Here is a 21,168-nt window from a genome sequence, read left to right as displayed (position 1 = left end):
GAATGTCGGCGAGGCTCTTCATCGCGATCTTCTTCCTGCTGACCGTGCTGCCTTTCGCGCAGATGGTCACGCGCGCCATTCCGGGAGATGCGATCAACGAGAACAGGAACTTTGCGAAACGTCCGGATTTGTCGAAAGGGATAGAGCATTTTCCGCGCCTGGCGAACGAATGGTTCAACGACCATTTCGGATTGCGTGCGCTGCTGATCAAGCTCAAAACCCAGATCGATTTTTCCGTTTTCGGCACGTCGGACAAGGTTGTCGTGGGGCGTAACGGCTGGCTGTTCTATCGGGCGGTTATCAGCAAGGAGGAGCCTCTGGTCGAAAGGCTGTTGTCGCAGGGGCTCGAGGATCGCATCGTCAACGGAGTCCGCAATTTCACGGATGCGCTGCAGGCCGCCGGTATCAGGTCGGTTTTCACCATCAACATGATGAGCGACAGGTTTTATGGCGACCAGTTGCCGTCCTGGGTTGCACCACGTCCGCAACGGCCAAGAATAGATCATCTGGTCGACAGGCTGCGCGCGTTACCCAATGTGACGTTTGTCGACAGCACTGCGATTCTGCGCGAGACGATGAAAAGCCGTCAGGTGTTCTTCAAGACGGATTTTCATTGGAACGATCCGGGCGCGTTTCCGGTGGCGAAGGATATCGTCGACAAAATCAGTTCGGCTGAAGGTTTGCAGGCGTCGCTGTGGTCCCACAAGCTTGAAACCACAACGGAAACATTCAGCGGCGGCATTGCGACATTCATGCCCCTGTTTTCCTCGCCATCGGAGCAGGCGTTGAAGGTGAAGCCGAACTTCAAGGATCCGCCCGGTGCTCGCCGACGTTACGACGTGGGCGTGTTTGAAAAGGTCATGACCTCCGATGGAGCGTCTCCCGCATATCTGCCGCAAACGGTCGTTGTGGGAGACAGTTTCTTCGATGGCCTGGAGAAATCGGGGATCGAGAGCTACTTCTCGGGGCTGTCGCGCGCGCGCTGGCGTCCGGGTGTCAAGTTGAGTGTTGTCGCGGAACAAATGCCAGGCAACACAAACTGGGTGATCGTTCAGTTCATCGAAACCAGCACGCATGCGATGGACGCTCTTGCCGATGCTGCGGACGTGCAGAAGGCCGTTCAGATCATCAAGCAAAGAACGGCCCGTCCAGAACAGAACACGCGCTAAGCGCGCCACAGCAGCAATCTGTTTCTCAGCCTTTCGGCATTGTTTTAAACAGCGCGGTTTTCGTCGTGCAGTGCGCTGCGAAAACAAAACGCAATCTCGTTGCGCTGCGAAACAACAAAAGGGTTTGTCACAAACACATTCGTTGACGCCGGATTTTTCGCGCCTAACATTCGCACAGGCCCGTGAGAGGCCATGGGAGGAATGCATGATCCGTCTTGCCAGCCCGACTGCTCGCCCACAATTTTCAAGGACTGCCGAAACCCAGCGCTCACCGCTGGGTTTTTTGATGATCGCAACTGCAGTTGCAGCGCTTGCCGCTTTTTCAACAGCTTCCGCCCAATCGCCTCCGAAGGGATCGCCTGAGCATATCAAGGCGGTCACGTCGGCTGTCGACCAGAACTCCATCAAGGCCAACGCGGCGACGTCCAACGACTGGCCGGCGATAGGTCTCGACCACGGCGAGACACGTTTCAGCAAGTTGAATCAAATCAATACCGACAACGTGAAGGATCTGGGTCTCATGTGGACCTACAACCTTGAATCGTCGCGCGGTGTTGAAGCAACGCCTGTGGTTGTCGATGGCATTATGTATGTCACTGCCTCATGGAGCGTTGTGCACGCGATCGATGTGCGGACGGGGAAGAAGATCTGGACGTTTGATCCCGAAGTTCCGCGCACCATCGGCTACAAGGGCTGCTGTGACGTTGTGAACCGCGGTATCGCGCTTCACAAAGGCAAGGTCTTCGTGGGCGCGTACGACGGGCGGCTCATTGCGCTCGATGCCGTGACCGGCAAGAAGGTCTGGGAGAAAGACACGCTCGTCGACAAGGAACATTCCTACACGATCACCGGCGCGCCGCGCGTCGTGAACGGGAAGGTGGTGATCGGCAACGGCGGCGCGGAATATGGCGCACGTGGCTATGTCACCGCCTATGATGCGGAAACCGGCAACCAGGCGTGGCGATGGTTCGTCGTGCCCGGCGATCCGGCGAAGCCCTATGAAGATGAGTCGATGGAAGCGGCCGCCAAGACCTGGGATCCGGCCGGCAAGTATTGGATCAATGGCGGTGGCGGAACGGCGTGGGACTCCATCACCTTCGATCCTGAGCTGAATCTTGTCTACATCGGCACCGGCAATGGCTCGCCCTGGAATCGTCATCTTCGCAGTCCCGCAGGTGGCGACAACCTCTATCTCGCATCGATTGTTGCCCTGAATGCCGACACCGGAAAATACGTCTGGCATTACCAGGAAACGCCGGGCGATCACTGGGACTACACCTCGACCCAGCCGATGATCCTGGCGGACATCAATATCGATGGTGCGCCGAGGAAGGTCATCCTTCATGCGCCGAAGAACGGCTTCTTCTTCGTGATCGATCGCACCAACGGCAAGTTCATCTCCGCGAAGAACTTCGTCGATGTGAACTGGGCCACCGGGTATGACGCGAACGGCCGTCCGATTGAAGTGGCCGCAGCGCGCGATCCCGAAAAGGGGATGGACAGTATCCCCGGACCATATGGCGCGCATAACTGGCATCCGATGTCGTTCAATCCGATGACCGGTCTTGTGTATCTGCCGGCGCAGGGCGTGCCGCTCAACCTCACGCCGCAGAAGGGCTGGAAGCACAATGCCAATCAGCCCGGCGAGTTTGGCGGCAACACCGGCTGGAACACCGGCTTCGTGCTGAACGCGACGCCGCCCAAGAATCTGCCGTTCGGCCGGCTCATCGCATGGGATCCGGTCAAGCAGAAGGAGGCGTGGAAGCAGGAATACGTGGCGCCATGGAACGGCGGCACGCTGACCACCGCCGGCAACCTTGTTTTCCAGGGAACAGCCGACGGCCGCTTCATCGCCTACAATGCAACGAGTGGTGAGAAGCTCTGGGAATCGCCGACAGGCACCGGGGTCGTAGCGGCTGCCTCAACCTATATGATCGATGGCAAGCAATACGTGTCCATCGCGGTCGGGTGGGGCGGCGTGTTCGGAATCGCGGCACGCGCCACCGAGGCCGACAATCCCGGCACGGTCTATACCTTCGCGATTGGAGGCAAGGCGCCGCTGCCGCCCATCACGAAATACCAGATGGAGAACCTTGTCGAAGGCGTGAAATACAATCCGGCAGATGTCGGACCAGGAACGCTGCTGTATGTCAGCAGTTGTGTCACCTGTCACGGCGTTCCGGGCGTGGACAAGGGCGGCAACGTCAGGAATCTCGGCTATGTCGGCGCCGAGACCATCGCCAACCTGAAGAACTTCGTGTTCAAGGGACCGCACCTCGACAAGGGCATGCCCGACTTCACCGGCAAGCTGAGTGACGACGATGTGGTCAAGATCATCGCGTTCATTCAGGGCACCGCGGACGCCGTACGTCCTCCGAAGAAGTGAGTCGCTGGACGGTATAATGAGCGGGGAGCGGGCGGCTGACTGGCCGTCCGCTCCCTTTGCTTTTGCGGAATGATTTGCGTCGTTCGATTTCCAATTTTTCTTATATTTCAAATGGTTGTTGGGGTTACTTGAGGGTTTCTTGACGTCCACTCCGTCATGCTTAACGGTTTTTCAAACACAGTCCCGCCAGAGTCTTGGTGTTGATGGAGTTCATTAAAGCCGTCACCATTTGTTTCCGACTTCATCGCGCTCGGGCTTGCATGCGGATTGCCGTTTTTGTGTCTGTCGTTCTATCGCTGCTGGCCACGGTGCCGGCACGTGCGGACCTGCGCATCACGCGCGACCACGGCGGTTACGTCGAGGAATACAAGGCGAAGTACCAGCGCATCCGTGCTCGCGGCGAGCGCGTCATCATCGATGGCATTTGCAACTCGGCCTGCACGATGGTGTTCGGCATCGTGCCGATGAACAAGATCTGCGTCACGCCGCGCGCCAGCCTCGGCTTCCATCAGGCCTATTACGACAAGGCCTGGACGTTCGGCATCAAGGTCAACAGCAGCGAGGGGACATCGGATCTGATGTCGTATTACCCTCAGACGGTGAAGTCGTGGATCAGCCGCAACGGTGGCCTCACCAACGATATGAAGAAGATCAAGAACGGCACGGATCTCTGGCAAATTGTTGATCCGTGCCCGGAAGAGTTCTTCTGAGGATTTCCGCTGGTCGTCCCGGCGAATGCCGCAATTATCGCATCATTCTCCCGAAGCGGGGACCGAGCGTGTGCCACTTCAATTCCGATTCAATTTTCAAACAGCCACGCGAATTGGTTCTCGCGCATTGCGCGAGTTGAGCGTGTAGTCCTGCGCCCCTCACAGCGCGCGCGAGGCCTGCCTCGTTCGCGTCCTCAAAACGAGGGGCATGGAGCGCCGCGAGGCGCACCTTGTGTTCGTTTCGCTTCCGGCATCGCGTGCGAAGCGATGGTCTTCCGGAAGCGCATCGCCTTGCGGCGCTCCACTGCGGCGATTTTGGGCGAGGGGACCGTACTTCCGGGTGCGGACGGGGGAGGTACTCGACCCCTGATCCGGACGGCTTTCGCCGCCTTCGTCCGCTCCGCGTCCAGCCGCGAACGGCAGAGCCACGTAGTTGGCCCGGACGGTGACCCCAGCCTCCCGGACGCGTGTGTGCGAGACACGCGCGCAGGCGCCGCATCCTGCTCCGCTTCAAAGCGCCCTCGAGAAGCGCCCCTCACGAACAGGACGCAGCGAACTTAAGCGCGGTACGGAGCGCGGGGATACGTATCCCCATCACGAAATGTTGCAGGCTACGCTCGCTCATATGATCCGCCGTCATTCCGGGGCGCTCGCATTCTGCGAGCGAACCCGGAATCCATGGTCACTTTCAGGATTTCGCATCATGGATTCCGGGCCTGCGCCAAGCAGGCGCATCCCGGAATGACGAACGCAAAGCGGAAAATCGCGGCGTGCGAGGACGAGACACCCGCAGTGCCTCCGTTAGAACGTCACCACGCCTCTGATCGACTCTCCGCGCTTCATCAGATCGAACGCCTTGTTGATGTCGTTCAGCGGCATCACGTGCGTGATCATCGGATCGATCTGGATTTTCCCCTGCATGTACCAGTCGACGATCTTCGGCACGTCGGTGCGACCGCGGGCGCCGCCGAAGGCCGTGCCTTTCCACACCCGGCCGGTCACAAGCTGGAACGGACGCGTTGCGATTTCCGCTCCCGAGGGCGCGACGCCGATGACGATCGATTGACCCCAGCCGCGATGGCACGCCTCCAGCGCCTGGCGCATCACGGTGACGTTGCCTGTGCAGTCGAAGGTGTAGTCCGCGCCGCCGATCTGATCTTCCTTCGTCTTCGTCATGTTGACGAGATAGGGGACAAGGTCCTTGCCGACTTCCGTCGGGTTGACGAAATGAGTCATGCCGAAGCGTTCGCCCCAGGCTTTGCGGTCGTTGTTGATGTCGACGCCGATGATCATGTCGGCACCGGCGAGCCGCAGGCCTTGCAGCACATTCAGTCCGATGCCGCCGAGGCCGAACACGATGGCCTTCGCGCCTTGCTCAACCTTCGCGGTATTGATCACCGCACCGATGCCGGTGGTGACGCCGCAGCCGATGTAACAGACCTTGTCGAACGGCGCGTCCTCGCGGATCTTCGCCACGGCGATCTCCGGCAGCACGGTGTAGTTCGCGAACGTCGAGGTGCCCATGTAGTGATGGATCGGCTTGCCGCCCAGCGAGAAGCGGGATGTGCCGTCCGGCATCAGGCCTTGTCCCTGCGTGGCGCGGATCGCGGTGCAGAGATTGGTCTTCCGCGAAAGACAGGACGGACATTGGCGGCATTCCGGCGTGTACAGCGGAATGACGTGGTCGCCTTTCTTGACGCTGGTGACGCCGCGACCGACGTCGACAACAACGCCTGCGCCCTCATGGCCGAGAATAGCGGGGAAGAGGCCTTCCGGATCGGCGCCTGACAGCGTGAATTCATCAGTGTGACATACGCCCGTCGCCTTGACCTCGACCATAACCTCGCCCTCGCGGGGGCCTTCGAGCTGAACGGTTGTGATCTCGAGCGGTTGACCGGCAGCGGTGGCGACGGCGGCGCGAACATCCATGAACTGAATCCTTCTTGTAGCTTGCGGCTGTGTCGGTCTGCGTTTTTTGAACGCATGACCCGGCACATTTGATGATTGCCCGACACCATAGGATCGGGCAAGCAGTTGCGCAAATGAGCCAATCGCCGCCCCAGCACACATTCGAATCGATTGCCTCGCGCGCCGCGCCGGCGATCTTCGTCCTGCTGTGGAGCACTGGATTTATCGGCACAAAATACGTGCTGGCCGGCGCGGAGCCGCTGACCTATCTCACAGTGCGGATGGCGCTGGTGGCGCTGCTGATGGGCGTGATCGCAACGATCTGGCGCCCGAAATGGCCGGATCGCGCGGGCGTCATTCACAGTGCGATTGCAGGGCTTCTTGTCCATGGCTTCTATCTCGGCGGGACTGCGGTCGCGATCTTCCACTCCGTGCCTGCGGGGCTGTCTGCGCTCATTCCGGGACTGCAGCCGATCCTGACATCCACACTCGCAAATCGCTGGCTCGGTGAGCGAGTCACGCCGCTGCAGTGGCTCGGGCTCTTGATGGGTCTCGCCGGGACGCTGATCGTCCTGCATGGGCGTTCACTCTCGGGAGAGGCGGGCTGGGGCTGGTTGGGCACGTGCGTTGCGCTCGTCAGCATCACGCTCGGCACGCTTTACCAGAAGCGCTACTGCACCCATATCGACTGGCGGACCGGGAATTTCATTCAGTTCGTCGCGGCGGGGCTGCTGTTTGCGCTCGGTGCATGGTTGTTCGAGACGCGTGTGATCGTCTGGAATCGCGAGTTTGTGCTCGGCCTCGCCTGGCTTGTCATCGCGCTTTCGATCGGGTCGATCGGGTTGCTCTACTGGCTGATCCGGCATTCGGCCGCGACACGTGTGGCGAGTCTCTTCTATCTGGTGCCCGGCGTCACCGCGATCATGGCGTACGTGCTGTTCGACGAGCGGCTTGATGTGATCTCGATCGCCGGCATGGTGATCTGCGCCGCGGCTGTGCTGCTGGTCAATCGCCCGATGAAGACGGACGTCTCGCCGGGCAGCTAGTCGCGCGTTTTTGCGTAAGCCGCGAGCGCCCGCGCGCGTGCAGCCCTGTGGTCGACGATCGGCTCCGGATAGGTTTTTCCCAGCGTCACGCCGGCTGCGGCCAATTCCATCGGCGTGGCTTCCCACGGCTGATGGATCAGTTTGGCCGGAAGGCGCGCCAGCTCCGGCACCCACTTCGAGACGTAACTGCCGTCGGGATCGAACTTCTCGCCTTGCAGGATCGGATTGAAAACGCGGAAGTAGGGCGCGGCATCGGCGCCCGAGCCGGCAACCCACTGCCAACTCGCCGGGTTGCTGCCGGGATCGGCATCGACCAGCGTGTCCCAGAACCATTTTTCGCCGTCGCGCCAGTCGATCAGCAGATGCTTCACAAGGAACGATGCGACCACCATGCGCACGCGGTTGTGCATGATGCCGGTGTGCCAGAGCTCGCGCATGCCGGCATCGACGATGGGATAGCCGGTGAGACCGCGCTGCCAGGCGCGCAACGCCTTGCGATCGTTGCGCCATGGGAAGGCGTCGAACGAGGGCTGGAGATTTTTCTCGGCCAGTTGCGGAAGATCGAACAGCAGATGGCGCGAGAACTCGCGCCAGCCAAGCTCGCTCAGGAACTTGGCGACGTCATTGGCGATAGCTGGCTTCCGTGCGGCGGCGAAATTGGCGGCGTGCCAGACTTGTCGCGGACTGATTTCGCCGAAGCGGAGATGTGGCGACAGCTTCGAGGTGCCGTCGCGGTCCGGACGGTCACGCAGCGTTGCGTAGTCCCCGATGCCGTGATCGAGGAAACCCTTCAGCCGCTCCTGTGCCGCTGCTTCACCCGGCGTCCATGTCTCGCGCAATCCCGCCGCCCAGTCGGGCCGGGTTGGCTCGAGGTTCCAGGAGGCGAGGTCGTCGGTGGCGACCTTCGGACCAGCTTTCAATTTTTTTGGCGTAGGCAAGGGCTGCGACGGGTCGCCGAGGCTCAGGACGCGTTTCCAGAATGGCGTGAATACGCGCAGGCCACGGCCTTCCTTGTTACGCAGGTTTGAGGGCCTCACCAGCAGGTCGCCCGGAAAGCCGTGCGATTCCACGCCAATACGGTCGAGGGCCGCGGTGACTGCCCGCTCGGCTGCGGCCTGTCCTGGGACATCGCTCTCGATCCAGTGGACCGCGGCGGCACGGGCCTCCTGTGCAAGGCCTGCAATGACCTCCGTGGCAGGACCCCGGCGCAGGATCAGTGACTGGCCACGCGCGACAAGGCTTCCGTGCAGGCTCCGCAGCGACTGGGCGAGCCACCATCGCGACGCACTGCCGATCGGCCGTTCGTGCGGGTGTTTGCCGTCCTCGTCCAGGACATAGAGGCAAAGGAGCGGCGCGCCGGTCTCTGCGGCCGCGTGCAGCGCCGGATGGTCGGAAAGCCGCAGGTCGTCACGGAACCAGACGATCAGGGGGGAGGCCGAGGAACCCGTCATTGCACTGGCGATCCTGACTGCCGCAGCCTGATGCGGCCGCCTGGCGAACTGTTAAGGGGACGGTAAACATAAACTGTCAAAATCAATCGATTTTTCATCGGAATACATTTTCTGGGGACGACACGATGGCACTCGGCTTGGGGAAGAATTCCTTCGGTTTCCTGAAGTTCAAACTCGGGACAAAGGCCACGATCTGCGCGGCGATGCTGATCGCGGCAACCACCTCGATGGTGGTGGGCGCAGCCTACTGGTCGCTGAGCACGGAGTTCGAGGCAAGGGGCAAATCTGACATCGAAACCAGTCTTCGAACGCTGGCTCTGGCATTCGCCGAGACCTATGGCGACGCCAGGATCACCATCAAGGACGGCATTGTCAGCCGCGCCGAAATCCCGGCGATGCCTGAGTTCAAGGATCACCAGACCGTGGACCGGGCGACGTCCTATGTGGGCGGCAACGCAACTCTTTTTGTCTATGACGAAGCGACCCGGCAGTTCGTTCGCCGGACCACCAACGTCAAGAAGGAAAACGGCGACCGAGCCGTCGGGACCCAGTTGGCGCCGGATCATCCCGCGCAGCCGGTTATCCGGAGCGGGCAGGCCTATAAGGGACCCGCTGTGCTGTTCGGCAAGAGTTTCATGACCGCCTATCAGCCGGTGTTCGACCCGGCAGGGAAAATCATCGGAATTCTCTACGTCGGAATTCCGACGGCGCCGCTCGATGCCATGCTTCTTCACGCCATGCAGATGATGACCGCCGCCGCAATCGTGGGAGCGTTGCTGGTTCTCGGTCTGACGATGCTGATCGTGCGCAGCGTGACAAAGCCACTGCGCTCCGTCACCGATACGCTCACGTCGCTGGCAGAGGGCAAGCCCGATGTGACGATCAATCATGTCGATCGTTATGACGAAATCGGCTCCATCGCCCGGACCATTGGCGTGTTCAAGAACAATTCGCTCGAGCGACGCCGGCTCGAGGCGGAGCGGAAGACTGCCGAGGCGGAGTCGGCCCAGCGACGCAAGGCGGAACTGCAAAGCTTTGTGGATGAATTCCAGTCAAACGTCGGCGGCATCATCGACAAGGTGCTGCATTCGTCCGGTGAATTCGAGAGTGCTGCACGCAATCTCATGGAGACCGCGCGCAGCACGGCGCATCTGTCAAAGGCCTCCGCTAATGCCTCGACACAGGCATCCGAGCATGTGCGCAACGCAGCCGCTGCATCGGAGGAACTGACAAGCTCCATTGCCGAAATCAGCCGCCGGGTTCAGGAGTCAAACGGCATTGCCGCCAGCGCCGTTCAACAGGCGGTCGCCACCGATGCGCGGATGGCCGATCTGTCGAAGGCGGGCGATCGCATCGGCGATGTCGTAAAGCTGATCACATCAATTGCGGAGCAGACCAACCTTCTGGCGCTCAACGCGACCATCGAGGCTGCGCGGGCAGGCGAGGCCGGACGCGGTTTCGCCGTGGTGGCGCAGGAGGTCAAAAACCTGGCCGGCCAGACCGCGAAGGCGACCGACGAGATCAGCAGCCACATCGTCAACATGCAGTCCGCCACCCGTGAATCGGTCGCCGCGATCAAGGCCATCGGACAGACCATCGAACAGATCAACGACATCGCGACATCGATTGCTGCCGCGGTCGAGCAGCAGGGGGCGGCGACGGAGGAAATCGCCAAAAGCGTTCAGGCTGCCGCGAGCGTTACGACTGAAGTCGCCGCCAACGTCGGCGACGTTGCCAGCGGTGCGAACCGGACCGGCGAAACCTCAGACGAGATATTCAAGTCGGCGCAGGTGCTGAGCGGCGAAAGCCTGCACCTTCAGGCCGAGGTCGGGCGCTTCCTTGATGGCGTCAGGGCGGCGTGACGGTTTTCTGTGCTGGAACCTTGCCTGAGTGCAACCGGAACGGCAGTGATGCGTACCTACTGCGGGTCTGGATAGCTCGGGAGGTTCATTTGAAGCGAAATGTCATTCTTTATCTGGCGACACTGCTGGTCATTGTCCCGATCGATTTTCTGTTTCTCGGACTTGTCGCAAAAGGTTTTTTCACCTCGCAGGTCGGCGAGATGCTGGGCACGATCCGCATCGCGCCGGCGATCCTGTTCTATCTGCTCTATGCGGCGGGCATCCTGATCTTTGTCAGTGCAGGTCCTGACGCGACGTGGCAGTCGACGCTTCTCTACGGCGCACTGTTCGGTTTCTTCTGCTACGCGACGTTTGAACTGACATCGCTGTCGCTGCTGAAACACTGGACCTGGCCGGTGGCGATCGTTGATATCGCATGGGGCTCCTTCGTGACGGCGGTGTCCTCCACGCTGGGGCTGTTCGTCGCGAACTGGCTGACCCCGCGGATTTGACGGCGGCAATAAAAAAGGGACGCAACGCGTCCCTTTTTCTTCTCGGTGTCCGCCGGGTTACCTCGGCTGCGGAACGATCCGGATATAGGGCTTCGGCGATTTCCAGCCGCCCGGATAGATCGTCTTGGCTTCTTCGTCGCTGACCGAGCCCGCGATGATGACATCCTCGCCCTGTTTCCAGTCGGCGGGGGTGGCAACGCGATGCTTGGCCGTCAGTTGCAGCGAGTCGATCACGCGCAGGATCTCGTCGAAGTTGCGCCCGGTGGTCATCGGATAGACCAGCACCAGCTTCACTTTCTTGTCGGGTCCGATGATGAACACTGTCCGCACCGTCGCGTTGTCGGCTGCAGTGCGGCCATCCGCGCCGCCGGTCGTATCGGCCGGCAGCATGTTGTAGAGCTTCGCGACCTTGAGTTCGGTGTCGCCGATCATGGGATAGTTCGGCGCGTATCCCTGCGTCTCCTTGATGTCCTCGCCCCACTTCTCGTGCCGGTCGACCGGATCGACGCTGATGCCCATCAGTTTGACGCCGCGCTTGTCGAATTCCGGTTTCAGCCGCGCCAGCGTTCCGAGTTCGGTGGTGCAGACGGGAGTGAAGTCCTTGGGGTGCGAGAACAGCAGGGCCCAGCTATCGCCGATCCAGTCGTGAAATTTGATGCGTCCCTCGGTGGTATCAGCATCGAAATCGGGCGCCACCGCGCCAATCTGGATTGTCATGGTTTTGGCCTCACGTACTTGGAGTTGCGAGGAAAATCTCGCTGCGGTGATATATCGGCATATGCTCCAAAACGAAACCGGGTCGTGAAAAGGGCAACGTCTTTCTCTCGAAGGACGTCTCTTCGGAAAATCCGTTCTGCCGCAAGCTGGATTAATGAAAATTCATAATTGTCCGGTGCGCGCTCACTTTTTCGCTATGCCCCGAATTTGACTTTGATGCGCCGCAACGCCGCCGGTTCCGGCTGGCATTGCATGAACCATGCGGACGGTCAGTGCGACCAATCCGCAACCATAAAGGAAAGAAGCGCGCTCCGAATCGCTTCATTAACGCTTCGTTTACATCCGCATGAAAATGCTGCGGGACACAAAAAGAGAATAGTAACATGACGTCCGCCTCGATCATCTCCAACGCTCCGCTTTCCGAACTGATCCGGAAAATCGAAACCAGCTCCGTTGCCGACCGCGATGTGTCCGCTTACGCGCTCGCTTTCGTCCGCGATGGGGTCATCACCGGTGAGGGGCCAACGACCACAGGCCGCGTGCATTTCTCGCGGGCGCTGGATGCCGACGATGCAGCCTGGTGCGCGCGCATTCTCAACGCCGCGGCGAACACCAACGAGCCCATCAGCCGCGCCGAGGCTGAAACCCTTTTCGAGATCAACAAGGCCGCGACCGAGCGCAGCGACGACGGCCGGTTCGACGATCTTTTCACCAAGGCAATCGTTCATCACGCGGCAGCCGCTTCCGGCCTGCCGGTGCCGCCTCGCTCCGTTGCGCTGTCTCCCGAAACTTCGATCGAGAGCTGGGCGCCCACCACGGCGGTCGGCGTCAATACCGAAGTGCTCGAGTGGATCGCCGGCCAGATGCGCGGCACCCGCCGCAACAACCGCGCACTCGCGGTGCTGGTCGCGAGCCTGATCGGCGCGGCGACCATGCCGCTTGCACATACGCTGCCGAACTTCCTCGACCTTGGAATGTAAGGCGAGCGGTTCGCGAAACAGGACGAGCAGGCGTTATTTCACGCCTGCCGTCGTGGCCATCTCCGGAAGGCCAACCGTTTTTCCCGGAAATCCCGCCACATCGAAGTAGTGCTGCTGCTGGACGCGCTGGAATTTCAGCACGGTTCTCAGGCCGTTGGCCGCCGGCTTGCCGGAGATAGTGGTGGCGAACGATTTCGGCGTCAGGCCATTCGGCATCGCTTCCGTTATCACACGGCCCATCAGTACGCCCTTTGGCTTGCGCTTCAGGCCGAGAAGGTGCGCGGCGGTGATGCCGACGTCGGCATTGCTCACGGGCAGTTCACTGGCAAAACCGGTTTTGAAATCAGGACCAATTGCCGCCATGAAATTCATGGTGTCGCCCCGGCTGAAACTGCCGTGCATGCCTTGACCCTGCCGGAGCACGGTGTCGGCGATCTCGACAGAACACAGCGTCGGTTCATCGCAATCCGTGGAGTAGGAACGGAAGTTCACGACGATTGCCGGGTGCGGCGTCACCGCCTTGCCCCTTAGGCTGAGAGTCGACAGCGGCAGCGTGCCGGGAAATTTCCCGAGTTTGTCTTCGACGAAAATGCCGCTGACATAGTCCTGCTCCAGCAGCGCCTGCACGGTGCGGCCTGCAAGCTTCTTGTCGCCCTTCGGCAGATAGATCAGATCGGAGCCGCCGTTGGTTGCGACCACGAGGTCCGGCTTCAGCGGGTCTTTGCCCAGCAGACCGTTGCCGGCCTTGGGATAGGCGTTGGCACCAATCTGCTTGTTGCTGTCGTTGGGATCGAACAGCGGCAGGTTCAGCGTTTTTGCAAGATCGAGTGCGAGGAAACCGAGTGGCAGAAAGCCCGGCGGTGTATCAGGATAGGTGTTCTTCACCGTCGGACTGGTCTTGCTCTCCTTCGAGATCGTCGAGAAGCCGTGATCCGCTGAAACGATGATGTTGGTGCTGGCGGAGAGCCCGAGATCGTCCAGCGCCCTGCGCAGTTGCGCGAGATTGTTGTCGGCGTTCCTGATCGCCGCGAGCGAGGAGGGGCCATTGATGCCGGGCGTCACGCTGTTGAGGCTGTCGCCCTGATTGTGCTGGGTGCCGTCCGGATCGCGCGACCAAAACACCAGCACGAAAGGCTTGTTGCGCGCCTTGAACATCGGCAGCACGACCTTGCTGGCGACGTCGGCGAGATATTCCTGCTGCTTGATGTTGGCGACGACCGTTCCGGGCGTCTTGGCGTCACCGGCTTTCCCGTTATCGCCGCGGCCAGGTGTCGCGAGGGGAAGGTTTGCGGCGGTCAGGGCGGCCTTCATTTCATCGGACAGCGGAATCCCGATCGGCTTGCCGTCTTTTTCGACCGCGCCGGTCTGATCATCGATCGTGATCGTCTTGGTTCCGGTCCGTTCGGTGTGATCGAACAGGAATGTCGGGCCAACCTTGCCGATGGCGGCGGTGCTGAACCCCGCGTCTCGCGCGGCTTTCAGCAGGGTTTCCTCGTTGAGATAGTCGCCGTTGAAGTCCTTATCGACCTCACCCAAAATCTGGTCATGCTCGATGAACGGCACCACCGTGCCCAATTGGCTCGGAACCGACTGCACGGGATGGCCGGTATAGATCGAGTTGCTGAAGGTGCCGGTGTCGCCGAGATAGTGCCCGGTCGACATCCCGGACGCATTGGCCATGGTGAAGGTCGGGAACAGGGAGTGGGAGTTCTTGAAATTCACGCCCTTGTCGCGCACGGCGGCCATCGCAGGCGCCAGTTCGGGGGTGACCTTAAGCGCGCGGAGCCCATCTGGCACGAACAAAATCAGGTTGCGGGGCTGGCTGTTTTGAGCGAAAGCCATAGCCGATGACAACGCCAAAAAACCGAAGGAAATGAAAGAAATGGTGCGGCGCATGGGAGACTCGCTTTGGCTGGATATGCGGTCAATGCAGGTGTGCGGAGCGGTAGCTTGGTGTAGTTAGGCCCCGCGACAGAATTGTTACAACCAGCCAAGCATGCAAAATAGCGGTTGAAAGCTATTCCGGCCGAATTCCGCCCTTAAGGTCCAAATCACCTCATGTTCAAGAAGATACTGATCGCCAATCGCGGCGAAATCGCCTGCCGGGTCATCAAAACCGCGCGCCGTATGGGCATCAAGACGGTCGCCGTCTATTCCGAGGCCGACCGCGATGCGCTCCATGTCGAGATGGCGGATGAGGCCGTCTTCATCGGGCCGCCGCAGGCCGCCGAGAGCTATCTCGTGATGGAGAAGATCGTCGAGGCCTGCCGCCAGACCGGCGCCGAGGCGGTGCATCCGGGCTACGGCTTCCTGTCCGAACGTGAGGCCTTCCCGCGCGCCCTTGCGGCGGCAGGGATCGTTTTCATCGGCCCCAATCCGGGGGCGATCGCCGCGATGGGCGACAAGATCGAATCCAAGAAGGCCGCGGCCAAGGCCAAGGTTTCCACCGTGCCGGGTTATCTCGGCGTGATCGAAGACAGCGCGCATGCAGCCAAGATTGCCGACGAGATCGGCTATCCGGTGATGATCAAGGCATCAGCCGGCGGCGGCGGCAAGGGCATGCGCATCGCGCACTCGAAGTCTGAAGTCGAGGAAGGCTTCAACCTCGCCAAGGCCGAAGCGAAAGCATCGTTCGGCGACGACCGCGTTTTCGTCGAAAAGTTCATCGTCGATCCGCGCCACATTGAAATTCAGGTGCTCGGCGACAAGCATGGCAACGTGATCTATCTCGGCGAGCGCGAATGCTCGATCCAGCGCCGCAACCAGAAGGTCATCGAAGAGGCACCGTCGCCGCTGCTCGACGAAGCCACGCGCCGCAAGATGGGCGAGCAGGCCGTCGCGCTGGCCAAGGCCGTGAACTACGATTCCGCCGGCACGGTGGAGTTCGTGGCGGGCCAGGACAAGAGCTTCTACTTCCTCGAAATGAACACCCGTCTTCAGGTCGAGCATCCGGTGACCGAACTCATCACCGGTGTCGACCTTGTGGAGCAGATGATCCGCGTCGCGGCCGGCGAGAAACTCGCGCTGACGCAGAAGGACGTCACGCTGACGGGGTGGGCCGTCGAGTCGCGCGTCTACGCCGAGGATCCGTTCCGGAATTTCCTGCCGTCGATCGGCCGCCTGGTGAAGTATCGCCCGCCCGCGGAGAGCAAGGTGGACGATATCACCGTGCGCAACGACACCGGCGTGCAGGAAGGCGGCGAGATTTCGATCTATTACGATCCGATGATCGCCAAGCTGGTGACCCATGCGTCATCGCGCGCTGCCGCCATCGAGGCGCAATCGCGGGCGCTGGATTCGTTCTATATCGACGGCATCCGTCACAACATTCCGTTCCTGTCGGCGCTGATGAATCATCCGCGCTGGCGCGAGGGCAATCTTTCGACGGGCTTCATCAATGAAGAATTTCCGAAAGGCTTTGGCCCGCGCGCACCGGAAGGCGAAACCGCAAACCGGATCGCGGCGGTAGCTGCCGCCGTCGATCATATTCTGGGCGAGCGCAAGCGCCAGATTTCCGGCCAGTTGAACGGCCGCGCCGTGTCGCGTGAGCGTCGCCGCGCGGTGTGGCTCGACCGGAACGAAGTGCAGCTCGAAGTCGCGCGGGACGGTGAGGGCATCGCGGTGCGTCTCGTCGGCGCCGACGGCGCGCTCGGGCAGCCGGCCACGCTGCTCTCGAACTGGAAGCCGGGCGATCCGGTCTGGCAGGGTACCATCGCGGGACACCCCGTCGCTGTGCAGGTGAGGCCGATGCCGAATGGCTTCCGGCTGGCCTATCAGGGCTGCGAACTGCCCGTGCAGGTCTTCACCGAAACCGAGGCTGCGGCAGCACGTCTGATGCCGGTGAGCTCAGCCGCCGATACCGGCAAGAAGGTGCTGTGCCCGATGCCGGGTCTCGTGATCTCGATCGCCGTGACCGAAGGTCAGGACGTGAAGGCCGGCGAGACCCTTGCGGTCATCGAGGCGATGAAGATGCAGAACGTCCTGCGCGCCGAGCGCGACGGCGTTGTGAAGAAAATCGCCGCCACCCCGGGCGCGACACTGGCTGTCGATGCACTGATCCTCGAATTTGCTTGAGGGTGAAATGGTCCCACAGGAGAAGCGCGAAGCATTCCGTGCCATCCTGTCGGGCCGTGACGTGGTTCGCCCCGGTTCGGTCTACGATCCGATCTCGGCGCGCATCGCCGAGGATGTCGGGTTCGAGCTTGGGCTGCTCGGCGGATCCGCCGCGTCGCTGACCATTCTGGGCGATCCGGACCTGCTGCTGATCACGTTGTCCGAGCTTGCCGAGCAGGTGCGCCGCATTTGCCGCGCCGGAAAAATCCCCGTGCTAGTCGACGCCGATCATGGCTACGGCAACGCGCTCAATGTCCGTCGCACCGTTCAGGAGCTTGAAGCTGCCGGCGCTGCGGGTCTCACCATCGAGGACACGCTGCTGCCGCAGGCTTATGGGCAGGCCAAGCCGCAGGTGATCTCGATCGAGGAAGGTGTCGGCAAGATGAAGGCTGCGCTCGACGGGCGCTCCGATCTGTCGCTCGTCATCGTCGGCCGCACCGGCGCAGCGTCGATCACCAATATCGACGATACGGTCGCGCGCGCGAGGGCCTATGAAGCGACCGGTGTCGATGCGCTGTTCTTCACCGGCCTCAAAACCCGCGCCGAATTGCAGGCCATCGCCGCTGCGACGAAACTGCCGATCATCATGGGCAGCGCCGATGGCGAGCTTGCCGACATGGCGTTTCTTGCCAGTCAGCGCGTAAAAGTCGCCAATCAGGGACATCAGCCGATTGCTGCCGCAACGCAGGCTGTTTACGAAACGCAAAAGGCGTTGCGTGATGGCGTTGCACCGAAGGACTTGAAGGGATTGCCGTCGGCGGAGCTGACCAACCGCGTGATGCGCGGTGCGGACGTGAAGATACGCAACGACGAATTCCTCGGACTTAAGAAATAAATCCGCGAGGCCGGTTCGATGAGCGACGTCATTCGCCACATCATCGTGCGAGGGAAGGTGCAGGGCGTCGGATACCGCGCCTGGATCGAGGGCGAGGCAGTGGCTCGGGGACTCGCCGGATGGGCGCGCAACCGCAAGGACGGCACGGTGGAAGCGGTGCTGTCCGGTTCCGAATCCGGTGTGGCAGCATTGATCGAAAAATGCCGGCACGGTCCCGGCATGGCGCGCGTGACGGCCATCGACAATGAACCGGCCGGCGACGACATGTTGAAACTGCGCACGTCCGGCGAACGCTTCTCCGTGCTGCCGACGATCTAGGCCGCAGCGAGAGTTACCTTGCCGCAGCTTCCTTGCGGAAGGTCGCGGCCAGAATACGCAGCGCGGCCCGTTTCGATGCGTCGCTGACTCGGGAATAGAGCATCACCTTCGATGCGCTCAGCCGAGGTAATCCGAGTGCCGGTCCGACATCGATCATTCCCGCTGGTGCGATCCGTTTCGCCAGCGGCGCGACAGCAAGGCCCGCCGCCGCTGCGGCAACGACGGCGCTCACACCGCCGCCGATGAAGGCCTCGGTCCATTTCACCTTTGCCTTGTCGAGCGCCCGCGTTGCGCTGGCGCGAACGCCGCACGGCGCTGCCAATGCCGCGACGCGCAGCGTTTCGCCCCTGGCCCAGTGAAATCCGGGCGAGGCGAACCAGCCAAAGTCATCGATGCAAAGTGTTTCCCCGCCGCGCCGGCTGCCTTCCTGACGCACGACGACCGCATCGAGATCGCCGCCGTCGAACGCATCCAGCAACGTCCGTGAGAAATCGATGGTGACCGCCAGCGTTAGCGACGACGATGCGGCGTGCAGTTTTTCAAGAATGGGCACGAGTTCGGGACCGGCGGCATGATCGCTGATGCCGAGAGTCAATTGCTGGCTCACCGGAACAGATCCCGAGACCGCGCGATCATGGGCAGCCATCAGCACGCGCGCGTTGTCCTGAAAGGCCGCGCCGTCGGCGGTCAACCTGACAGCGCGGGGAGAGCGCTCGACCAGCCGCTTTCCGAGCGTGGCTTCAAGGCGCTGGAGTTTCATGCTGACGGCCGCCTGCGTCGTGCCGAGGGCCTCGGCGGCGCGGGTGAAGCTTTGAAGTTCCGCTACCAGCAGAAAGGCCTGAACGGTGGGAATATCGAGGGTATTCATTTCATTATCACATATCGTTATGATTGATATATCAAATCATAAGATACCAATATGATGAGGCCTGGTCTACCTTCTCTTCATGCGCTGCGGCGCAGTCAATTCAGGAGAAAGTCCATGCCCCTCATCACAGTCCAGTACACCTCACAACGGAATGCTCCCTCGCTGAAGGCCGATATCGCGGCCGCTGTCACCAAGCTGTCGGCTGACATTCTGCACAAGGATCCCAAGGTCACCGCCGTAATCGTGCAGTCCGTCGATCCCGCCGACTGGTTCGCAGGCGGACGATCGCTGGCGGAGCAGAAGCTGGCCAGCGTCTGGGTCGATATTCACATCTCGGACGGGACTAACAGCAAGGACGAAAAGGCTGATTTTATCGCCGAGACGTTCAAGCGGATGGATGACCTGCTGGGACCGCTGCACAATGAGAGCTACATTTACGTCCATGATGCGCGCGCGGATGCTTACGGGTTTGGCGGCCTGACGCAGGAGCGCCGCTATATCGCCGGCAAGCTGGCGGCCGCGCCACGCAGCGCCGCGGCTTGAGATCAGATCAGGCGCCTTCGAGGATTGCAGGATTATCCTCGAAGGCCTGTATCCGCCTCAGAGGCTTTGATCGAGGCTGATGTGCGGGGTCGTCTTTAGAATGCTGTTCCGTTGCGCAAGGGCCAGATCGTAGTCCGGCTTCAGAGCAATGGCGGAGTTGAAGCTTGTGAGGGCTTCCTGATGCCGCCCGAGTTGCTGGAGGGCGAGGCCGCGATTGTAATGGAGCATTGCGATGTGCGGCTGAAGGCCGATCGCGAGCCTGAGCTGTTGCTCCGCAGCTTCAAACCTGTGTTGCTGGAGTAGCGCGACGCCGAGGAGATATGTCGCGTCGACGTGCTTCGGTTCAGCTTGCAGGATGGCCCGGTACATTTTCTCCGCTTCCGCGATCTGCCCGCGTTGATGAAAGCCTTTGGCCGCGTTGAGATTTGCCGGCACCGCGCGCCGCCGCTCGGCGTCGAGATTTTTCAGCAATTGAGCCGCGTCGGAATGATTGGGATCGGCATCCAGAATCTGGCGGCAGGCTTGGGCGGCTTCCTCAAGGCTGCCTTCCTTTTTCATGCGTAATGCGCGATCGAACACCACCGGTAAGGTCAGGGGCTCAAGCGCTCCGCGAGGGTTGCGCTGGTCACGCGTGCTCACGCGCAGACATTCGACCCGCCGATCGATGCCGCCGAAATCATACTTGTAGGGAAAGTCACCGGTCTGAAGGTCGTAGACGGCGAAACCGTTCTCGATGCCCCAGCGGACGCATTGCAGGTGAAGCACGAAGCCGGGAGGAGGGCGTTTGACGTTAAGGTCGCGTCCATTCAGCAGGCTGATCAGCGAGCGGTTTTTCCAGTCGATGAGGCTGGCCTGAATGCCGATCCGGTTTTCTCCCTGCCAGAGAATCGGCAGGTACAGCGCATTGTCCGCGAAGCAGGACCGCAGCATGTTGCGGAAATTATTCATCATGCCGTAGGGCAGCCGCGGATGGTACCGCGCGGCGAGCTTGGCAGCCCATTGCAGTTCCCAGAATTTCAGAAGCGCCTCGATATCGTCTTCAATCGTTTCCGGCGTGGGGGTGGTGATCCTGTATTCGCTGTCTTCAGCCTGCCGCAAGGCGGCGCGCGCATTCCGCCGCGCCTTCGCATCGAGCCTCTCGTAGAGGAAGGCATCCCAGGTACCGGGCAAATTCACATAGACATAGATGTCGTGATCGATGCCGTCGCCGTCGTCGGGGCGCTGGATCTTGTCGGTGATGAAATCGGATGATGGAAACTCGTCCAGGAAGAGCTTGAGGCGCTCCGGCGAGGCGAAGATGTTTTCAAGGTGAAGTCGCGCCCAGTTCAGCCGCTTGGCGTGGCTGGCGAAGGCGAGAATTGTCTGTTGCGCGAATTTGGGATCGCAAATGAAGCCGGTATAGCCGGCGAAGTATCCGCCGCCGGTGCGCAGTTCGTTGTGGAATTTACCGTCCCGGCCCTGTTCGGTCCGCAATTGCAGCGGGAAGAAGCCGGCATAGTCCGAGGAATTGGCGTTCTCTTTTGCAGCCAGAACGATCCACTGACAGCCGAGCTTTTCAAACCACCCCGCAATCCATGTCCAGGACATGTAGAACTGCGCTTCGGGGTCCGCTTGATACACAGCCTCCCAATTGCTCCGAACGCGGAGCAACGTGTCCCTGGTTCTGATCACATCCACATGCATGGCTTTGACCTTTGCTCCTGAGAGCGCTGGCGCACGAATGAGAAGTGTCTGCAGGCGAAGGCTGTTCTGGCTGTATGTCCTTGCTCAA

The 21,168-nt window shown here is 61.0% G+C and carries 17 protein-coding genes; 11 read left to right on the top strand and 6 right to left on the bottom strand.

Translation table 11 applies throughout. The annotated features are described in order from the left end of the window. The first annotated feature begins 2 nt into the window (after positions 1-2). The 3 genes from AC1Q67_RS01875 (at position 3) to AC1Q67_RS01865 (ending at position 4,265) form a co-directional block, all read left to right on the top strand. Positions 3-1,169 carry an alginate O-acetyltransferase AlgX-related protein gene (locus AC1Q67_RS01875; protein ID WP_492235397.1) on the top strand — a complete coding sequence of 389 codons (1,167 nt, stop codon included), beginning with the start codon at positions 3-5 and terminating at the stop codon, positions 1,167-1,169. A gap of 205 nt (positions 1,170-1,374) precedes the next feature. Then, positions 1,375-3,555 carry a PQQ-dependent dehydrogenase, methanol/ethanol family gene (locus tag AC1Q67_RS01870; protein WP_492235398.1) on the top strand — a complete coding sequence of 727 codons (2,181 nt, stop codon included), beginning with the start codon at positions 1,375-1,377 and terminating at the stop codon, positions 3,553-3,555. A 260-nt stretch (positions 3,556-3,815) separates the two neighbouring features. Then, positions 3,816-4,265 carry a hypothetical protein gene (locus AC1Q67_RS01865; protein ID WP_492235399.1) on the top strand — a complete coding sequence of 150 codons (450 nt, stop codon included), beginning with the start codon at positions 3,816-3,818 and terminating at the stop codon, positions 4,263-4,265. A gap of 801 nt (positions 4,266-5,066) precedes the next feature. Here AC1Q67_RS01865 and AC1Q67_RS01860 read toward each other — a convergent pair. Further along, complete coding sequence (locus AC1Q67_RS01860) at positions 5,067-6,194, bottom strand: S-(hydroxymethyl)glutathione dehydrogenase/class III alcohol dehydrogenase (protein WP_492235400.1); 1,128 nt, start codon at positions 6,192-6,194, stop codon at positions 5,067-5,069. Between the two features lie 113 nt (positions 6,195-6,307). Between AC1Q67_RS01860 and AC1Q67_RS01855 the strand changes: the two genes are divergently transcribed. Continuing rightward, a complete protein-coding gene (locus AC1Q67_RS01855) occupies positions 6,308-7,219 on the top strand; it encodes a DMT family transporter (protein WP_492235401.1) in 912 nt (303 codons plus the stop codon). Here AC1Q67_RS01855 and AC1Q67_RS01850 read toward each other — a convergent pair. After that, on the bottom strand, positions 7,216-8,670 hold the full coding sequence (locus AC1Q67_RS01850; RefSeq protein WP_492235402.1) for a cryptochrome/photolyase family protein: 1,455 nt from the start codon (positions 8,668-8,670) through the stop codon (positions 7,216-7,218). The genes AC1Q67_RS01855 and AC1Q67_RS01850 overlap by 4 nt on opposite strands. A 125-nt stretch (positions 8,671-8,795) precedes the next feature. Here AC1Q67_RS01850 and AC1Q67_RS01845 point away from each other — a divergent pair, with 125 nt between their 5' ends. Continuing rightward, entirely contained in the window at positions 8,796-10,532 is a 1,737-nt protein-coding gene (locus AC1Q67_RS01845; protein WP_492235403.1) for a methyl-accepting chemotaxis protein, read from the top strand. A gap of 89 nt (positions 10,533-10,621) precedes the next feature. After that, entirely contained in the window at positions 10,622-11,023 is a 402-nt protein-coding gene (locus AC1Q67_RS01840) for a DUF2177 family protein (RefSeq protein ID WP_492235404.1), read from the top strand. A 57-nt stretch (positions 11,024-11,080) separates the two neighbouring features. Here AC1Q67_RS01840 and AC1Q67_RS01835 read toward each other — a convergent pair whose 3' ends face one another. After that, entirely contained in the window at positions 11,081-11,740 is a 660-nt protein-coding gene (locus AC1Q67_RS01835; RefSeq protein WP_492235405.1) for a peroxiredoxin, read from the bottom strand. A gap of 383 nt (positions 11,741-12,123) precedes the next feature. Between AC1Q67_RS01835 and AC1Q67_RS01830 the strand changes: the two genes are divergently transcribed. Continuing rightward, the gene (locus AC1Q67_RS01830; RefSeq protein ID WP_492235406.1) at positions 12,124-12,720 is read left to right on the top strand and encodes a hypothetical protein; all 597 of its coding nucleotides are present in this window, start codon (positions 12,124-12,126) and stop codon (positions 12,718-12,720) included. A 33-nt stretch (positions 12,721-12,753) separates the two neighbouring features. Here the strand turns inward: AC1Q67_RS01830 and AC1Q67_RS01825 are convergent, their stop codons facing one another. Further along, entirely contained in the window at positions 12,754-14,616 is a 1,863-nt protein-coding gene (locus AC1Q67_RS01825; RefSeq protein WP_492235407.1) for an alkaline phosphatase family protein, read from the bottom strand. Between the two features lie 162 nt (positions 14,617-14,778). Here AC1Q67_RS01825 and AC1Q67_RS01820 point away from each other — a divergent pair, with 162 nt between their 5' ends. Genes AC1Q67_RS01820 through AC1Q67_RS01810 form a run of 3 tightly spaced genes read left to right on the top strand, consistent with a single transcriptional unit; the run spans position 14,779 to position 17,986 of the window. Further along, on the top strand, positions 14,779-16,794 hold the full coding sequence (locus AC1Q67_RS01820) for an acetyl-CoA carboxylase biotin carboxylase subunit (protein ID WP_492235408.1): 2,016 nt from the start codon (positions 14,779-14,781) through the stop codon (positions 16,792-16,794). Positions 16,795-16,801: 7 nt separating this feature from the next. Then, a complete protein-coding gene (locus tag AC1Q67_RS01815) occupies positions 16,802-17,668 on the top strand; it encodes an isocitrate lyase/PEP mutase family protein (protein WP_492235409.1) in 867 nt (288 codons plus the stop codon). An 18-nt stretch (positions 17,669-17,686) separates the two neighbouring features. Next, a complete protein-coding gene (locus AC1Q67_RS01810) occupies positions 17,687-17,986 on the top strand; it encodes an acylphosphatase (RefSeq protein WP_024575074.1) in 300 nt (99 codons plus the stop codon). A 13-nt stretch (positions 17,987-17,999) separates the two neighbouring features. On the opposite strand, the gene AC1Q67_RS01805 is transcribed toward AC1Q67_RS01810, so the two are convergent. After that, positions 18,000-18,854: a LysR family transcriptional regulator gene (locus AC1Q67_RS01805; RefSeq protein WP_492235410.1), complete on the bottom strand. Its 855-nt coding sequence runs from the start codon at positions 18,852-18,854 to the stop codon at positions 18,000-18,002. 114 nt (positions 18,855-18,968) lie between these two features. Between AC1Q67_RS01805 and AC1Q67_RS01800 the strand changes: the two genes are divergently transcribed. Continuing rightward, positions 18,969-19,397 (top strand): tautomerase family protein, encoded by a 429-nt coding sequence (locus tag AC1Q67_RS01800; RefSeq protein WP_024575076.1) that lies wholly within the window; start codon positions 18,969-18,971, stop codon positions 19,395-19,397. 57 nt (positions 19,398-19,454) lie between these two features. Here the strand turns inward: AC1Q67_RS01800 and AC1Q67_RS01795 are convergent, their stop codons facing one another. After that, entirely contained in the window at positions 19,455-20,984 is a 1,530-nt protein-coding gene (locus AC1Q67_RS01795) for a GNAT family N-acetyltransferase (protein WP_492235411.1), read from the bottom strand. Positions 20,985-21,168: the final 184 nt, after the last annotated feature.

The organism is Afipia sp. GW823-FHT06G09 (assembly GCF_058794875.1).
This window is presented reverse-complemented; position numbering and strand designations above follow the sequence as displayed.

Coding starts and splice junctions, on each gene's coding strand:
- AC1Q67_RS01875 (WP_492235397.1), top strand. CDS start 3: ATGTCGGCGAGGCTCTTCATCGCGATCTTCTTCCTGCTGACCGTGCTG.
- AC1Q67_RS01870 (WP_492235398.1), top strand. CDS start 1,375: ATGATCCGTCTTGCCAGCCCGACTGCTCGCCCACAATTTTCAAGGACT.
- AC1Q67_RS01865 (WP_492235399.1), top strand. CDS start 3,816: ATGCGGATTGCCGTTTTTGTGTCTGTCGTTCTATCGCTGCTGGCCACG.
- AC1Q67_RS01860 (WP_492235400.1), bottom strand. CDS start 6,194: ATGGATGTTCGCGCCGCCGTCGCCACCGCTGCCGGTCAACCGCTCGAG.
- AC1Q67_RS01855 (WP_492235401.1), top strand. CDS start 6,308: ATGAGCCAATCGCCGCCCCAGCACACATTCGAATCGATTGCCTCGCGC.
- AC1Q67_RS01850 (WP_492235402.1), bottom strand. CDS start 8,670: ATGACGGGTTCCTCGGCCTCCCCCCTGATCGTCTGGTTCCGTGACGAC.
- AC1Q67_RS01845 (WP_492235403.1), top strand. CDS start 8,796: ATGGCACTCGGCTTGGGGAAGAATTCCTTCGGTTTCCTGAAGTTCAAA.
- AC1Q67_RS01835 (WP_492235405.1), bottom strand. CDS start 11,740: ATGACAATCCAGATTGGCGCGGTGGCGCCCGATTTCGATGCTGATACC.
- AC1Q67_RS01830 (WP_492235406.1), top strand. CDS start 12,124: ATGACGTCCGCCTCGATCATCTCCAACGCTCCGCTTTCCGAACTGATC.
- AC1Q67_RS01825 (WP_492235407.1), bottom strand. CDS start 14,616: ATGCGCCGCACCATTTCTTTCATTTCCTTCGGTTTTTTGGCGTTGTCA.
- AC1Q67_RS01820 (WP_492235408.1), top strand. CDS start 14,779: ATGTTCAAGAAGATACTGATCGCCAATCGCGGCGAAATCGCCTGCCGG.
- AC1Q67_RS01815 (WP_492235409.1), top strand. CDS start 16,802: ATGGTCCCACAGGAGAAGCGCGAAGCATTCCGTGCCATCCTGTCGGGC.
- AC1Q67_RS01810 (WP_024575074.1), top strand. CDS start 17,687: ATGAGCGACGTCATTCGCCACATCATCGTGCGAGGGAAGGTGCAGGGC.
- AC1Q67_RS01805 (WP_492235410.1), bottom strand. CDS start 18,854: ATGAATACCCTCGATATTCCCACCGTTCAGGCCTTTCTGCTGGTAGCG.
- AC1Q67_RS01800 (WP_024575076.1), top strand. CDS start 18,969: ATGCCCCTCATCACAGTCCAGTACACCTCACAACGGAATGCTCCCTCG.
- AC1Q67_RS01795 (WP_492235411.1), bottom strand. CDS start 20,984: ATGTCCTGGACATGGATTGCGGGGTGGTTTGAAAAGCTCGGCTGTCAG.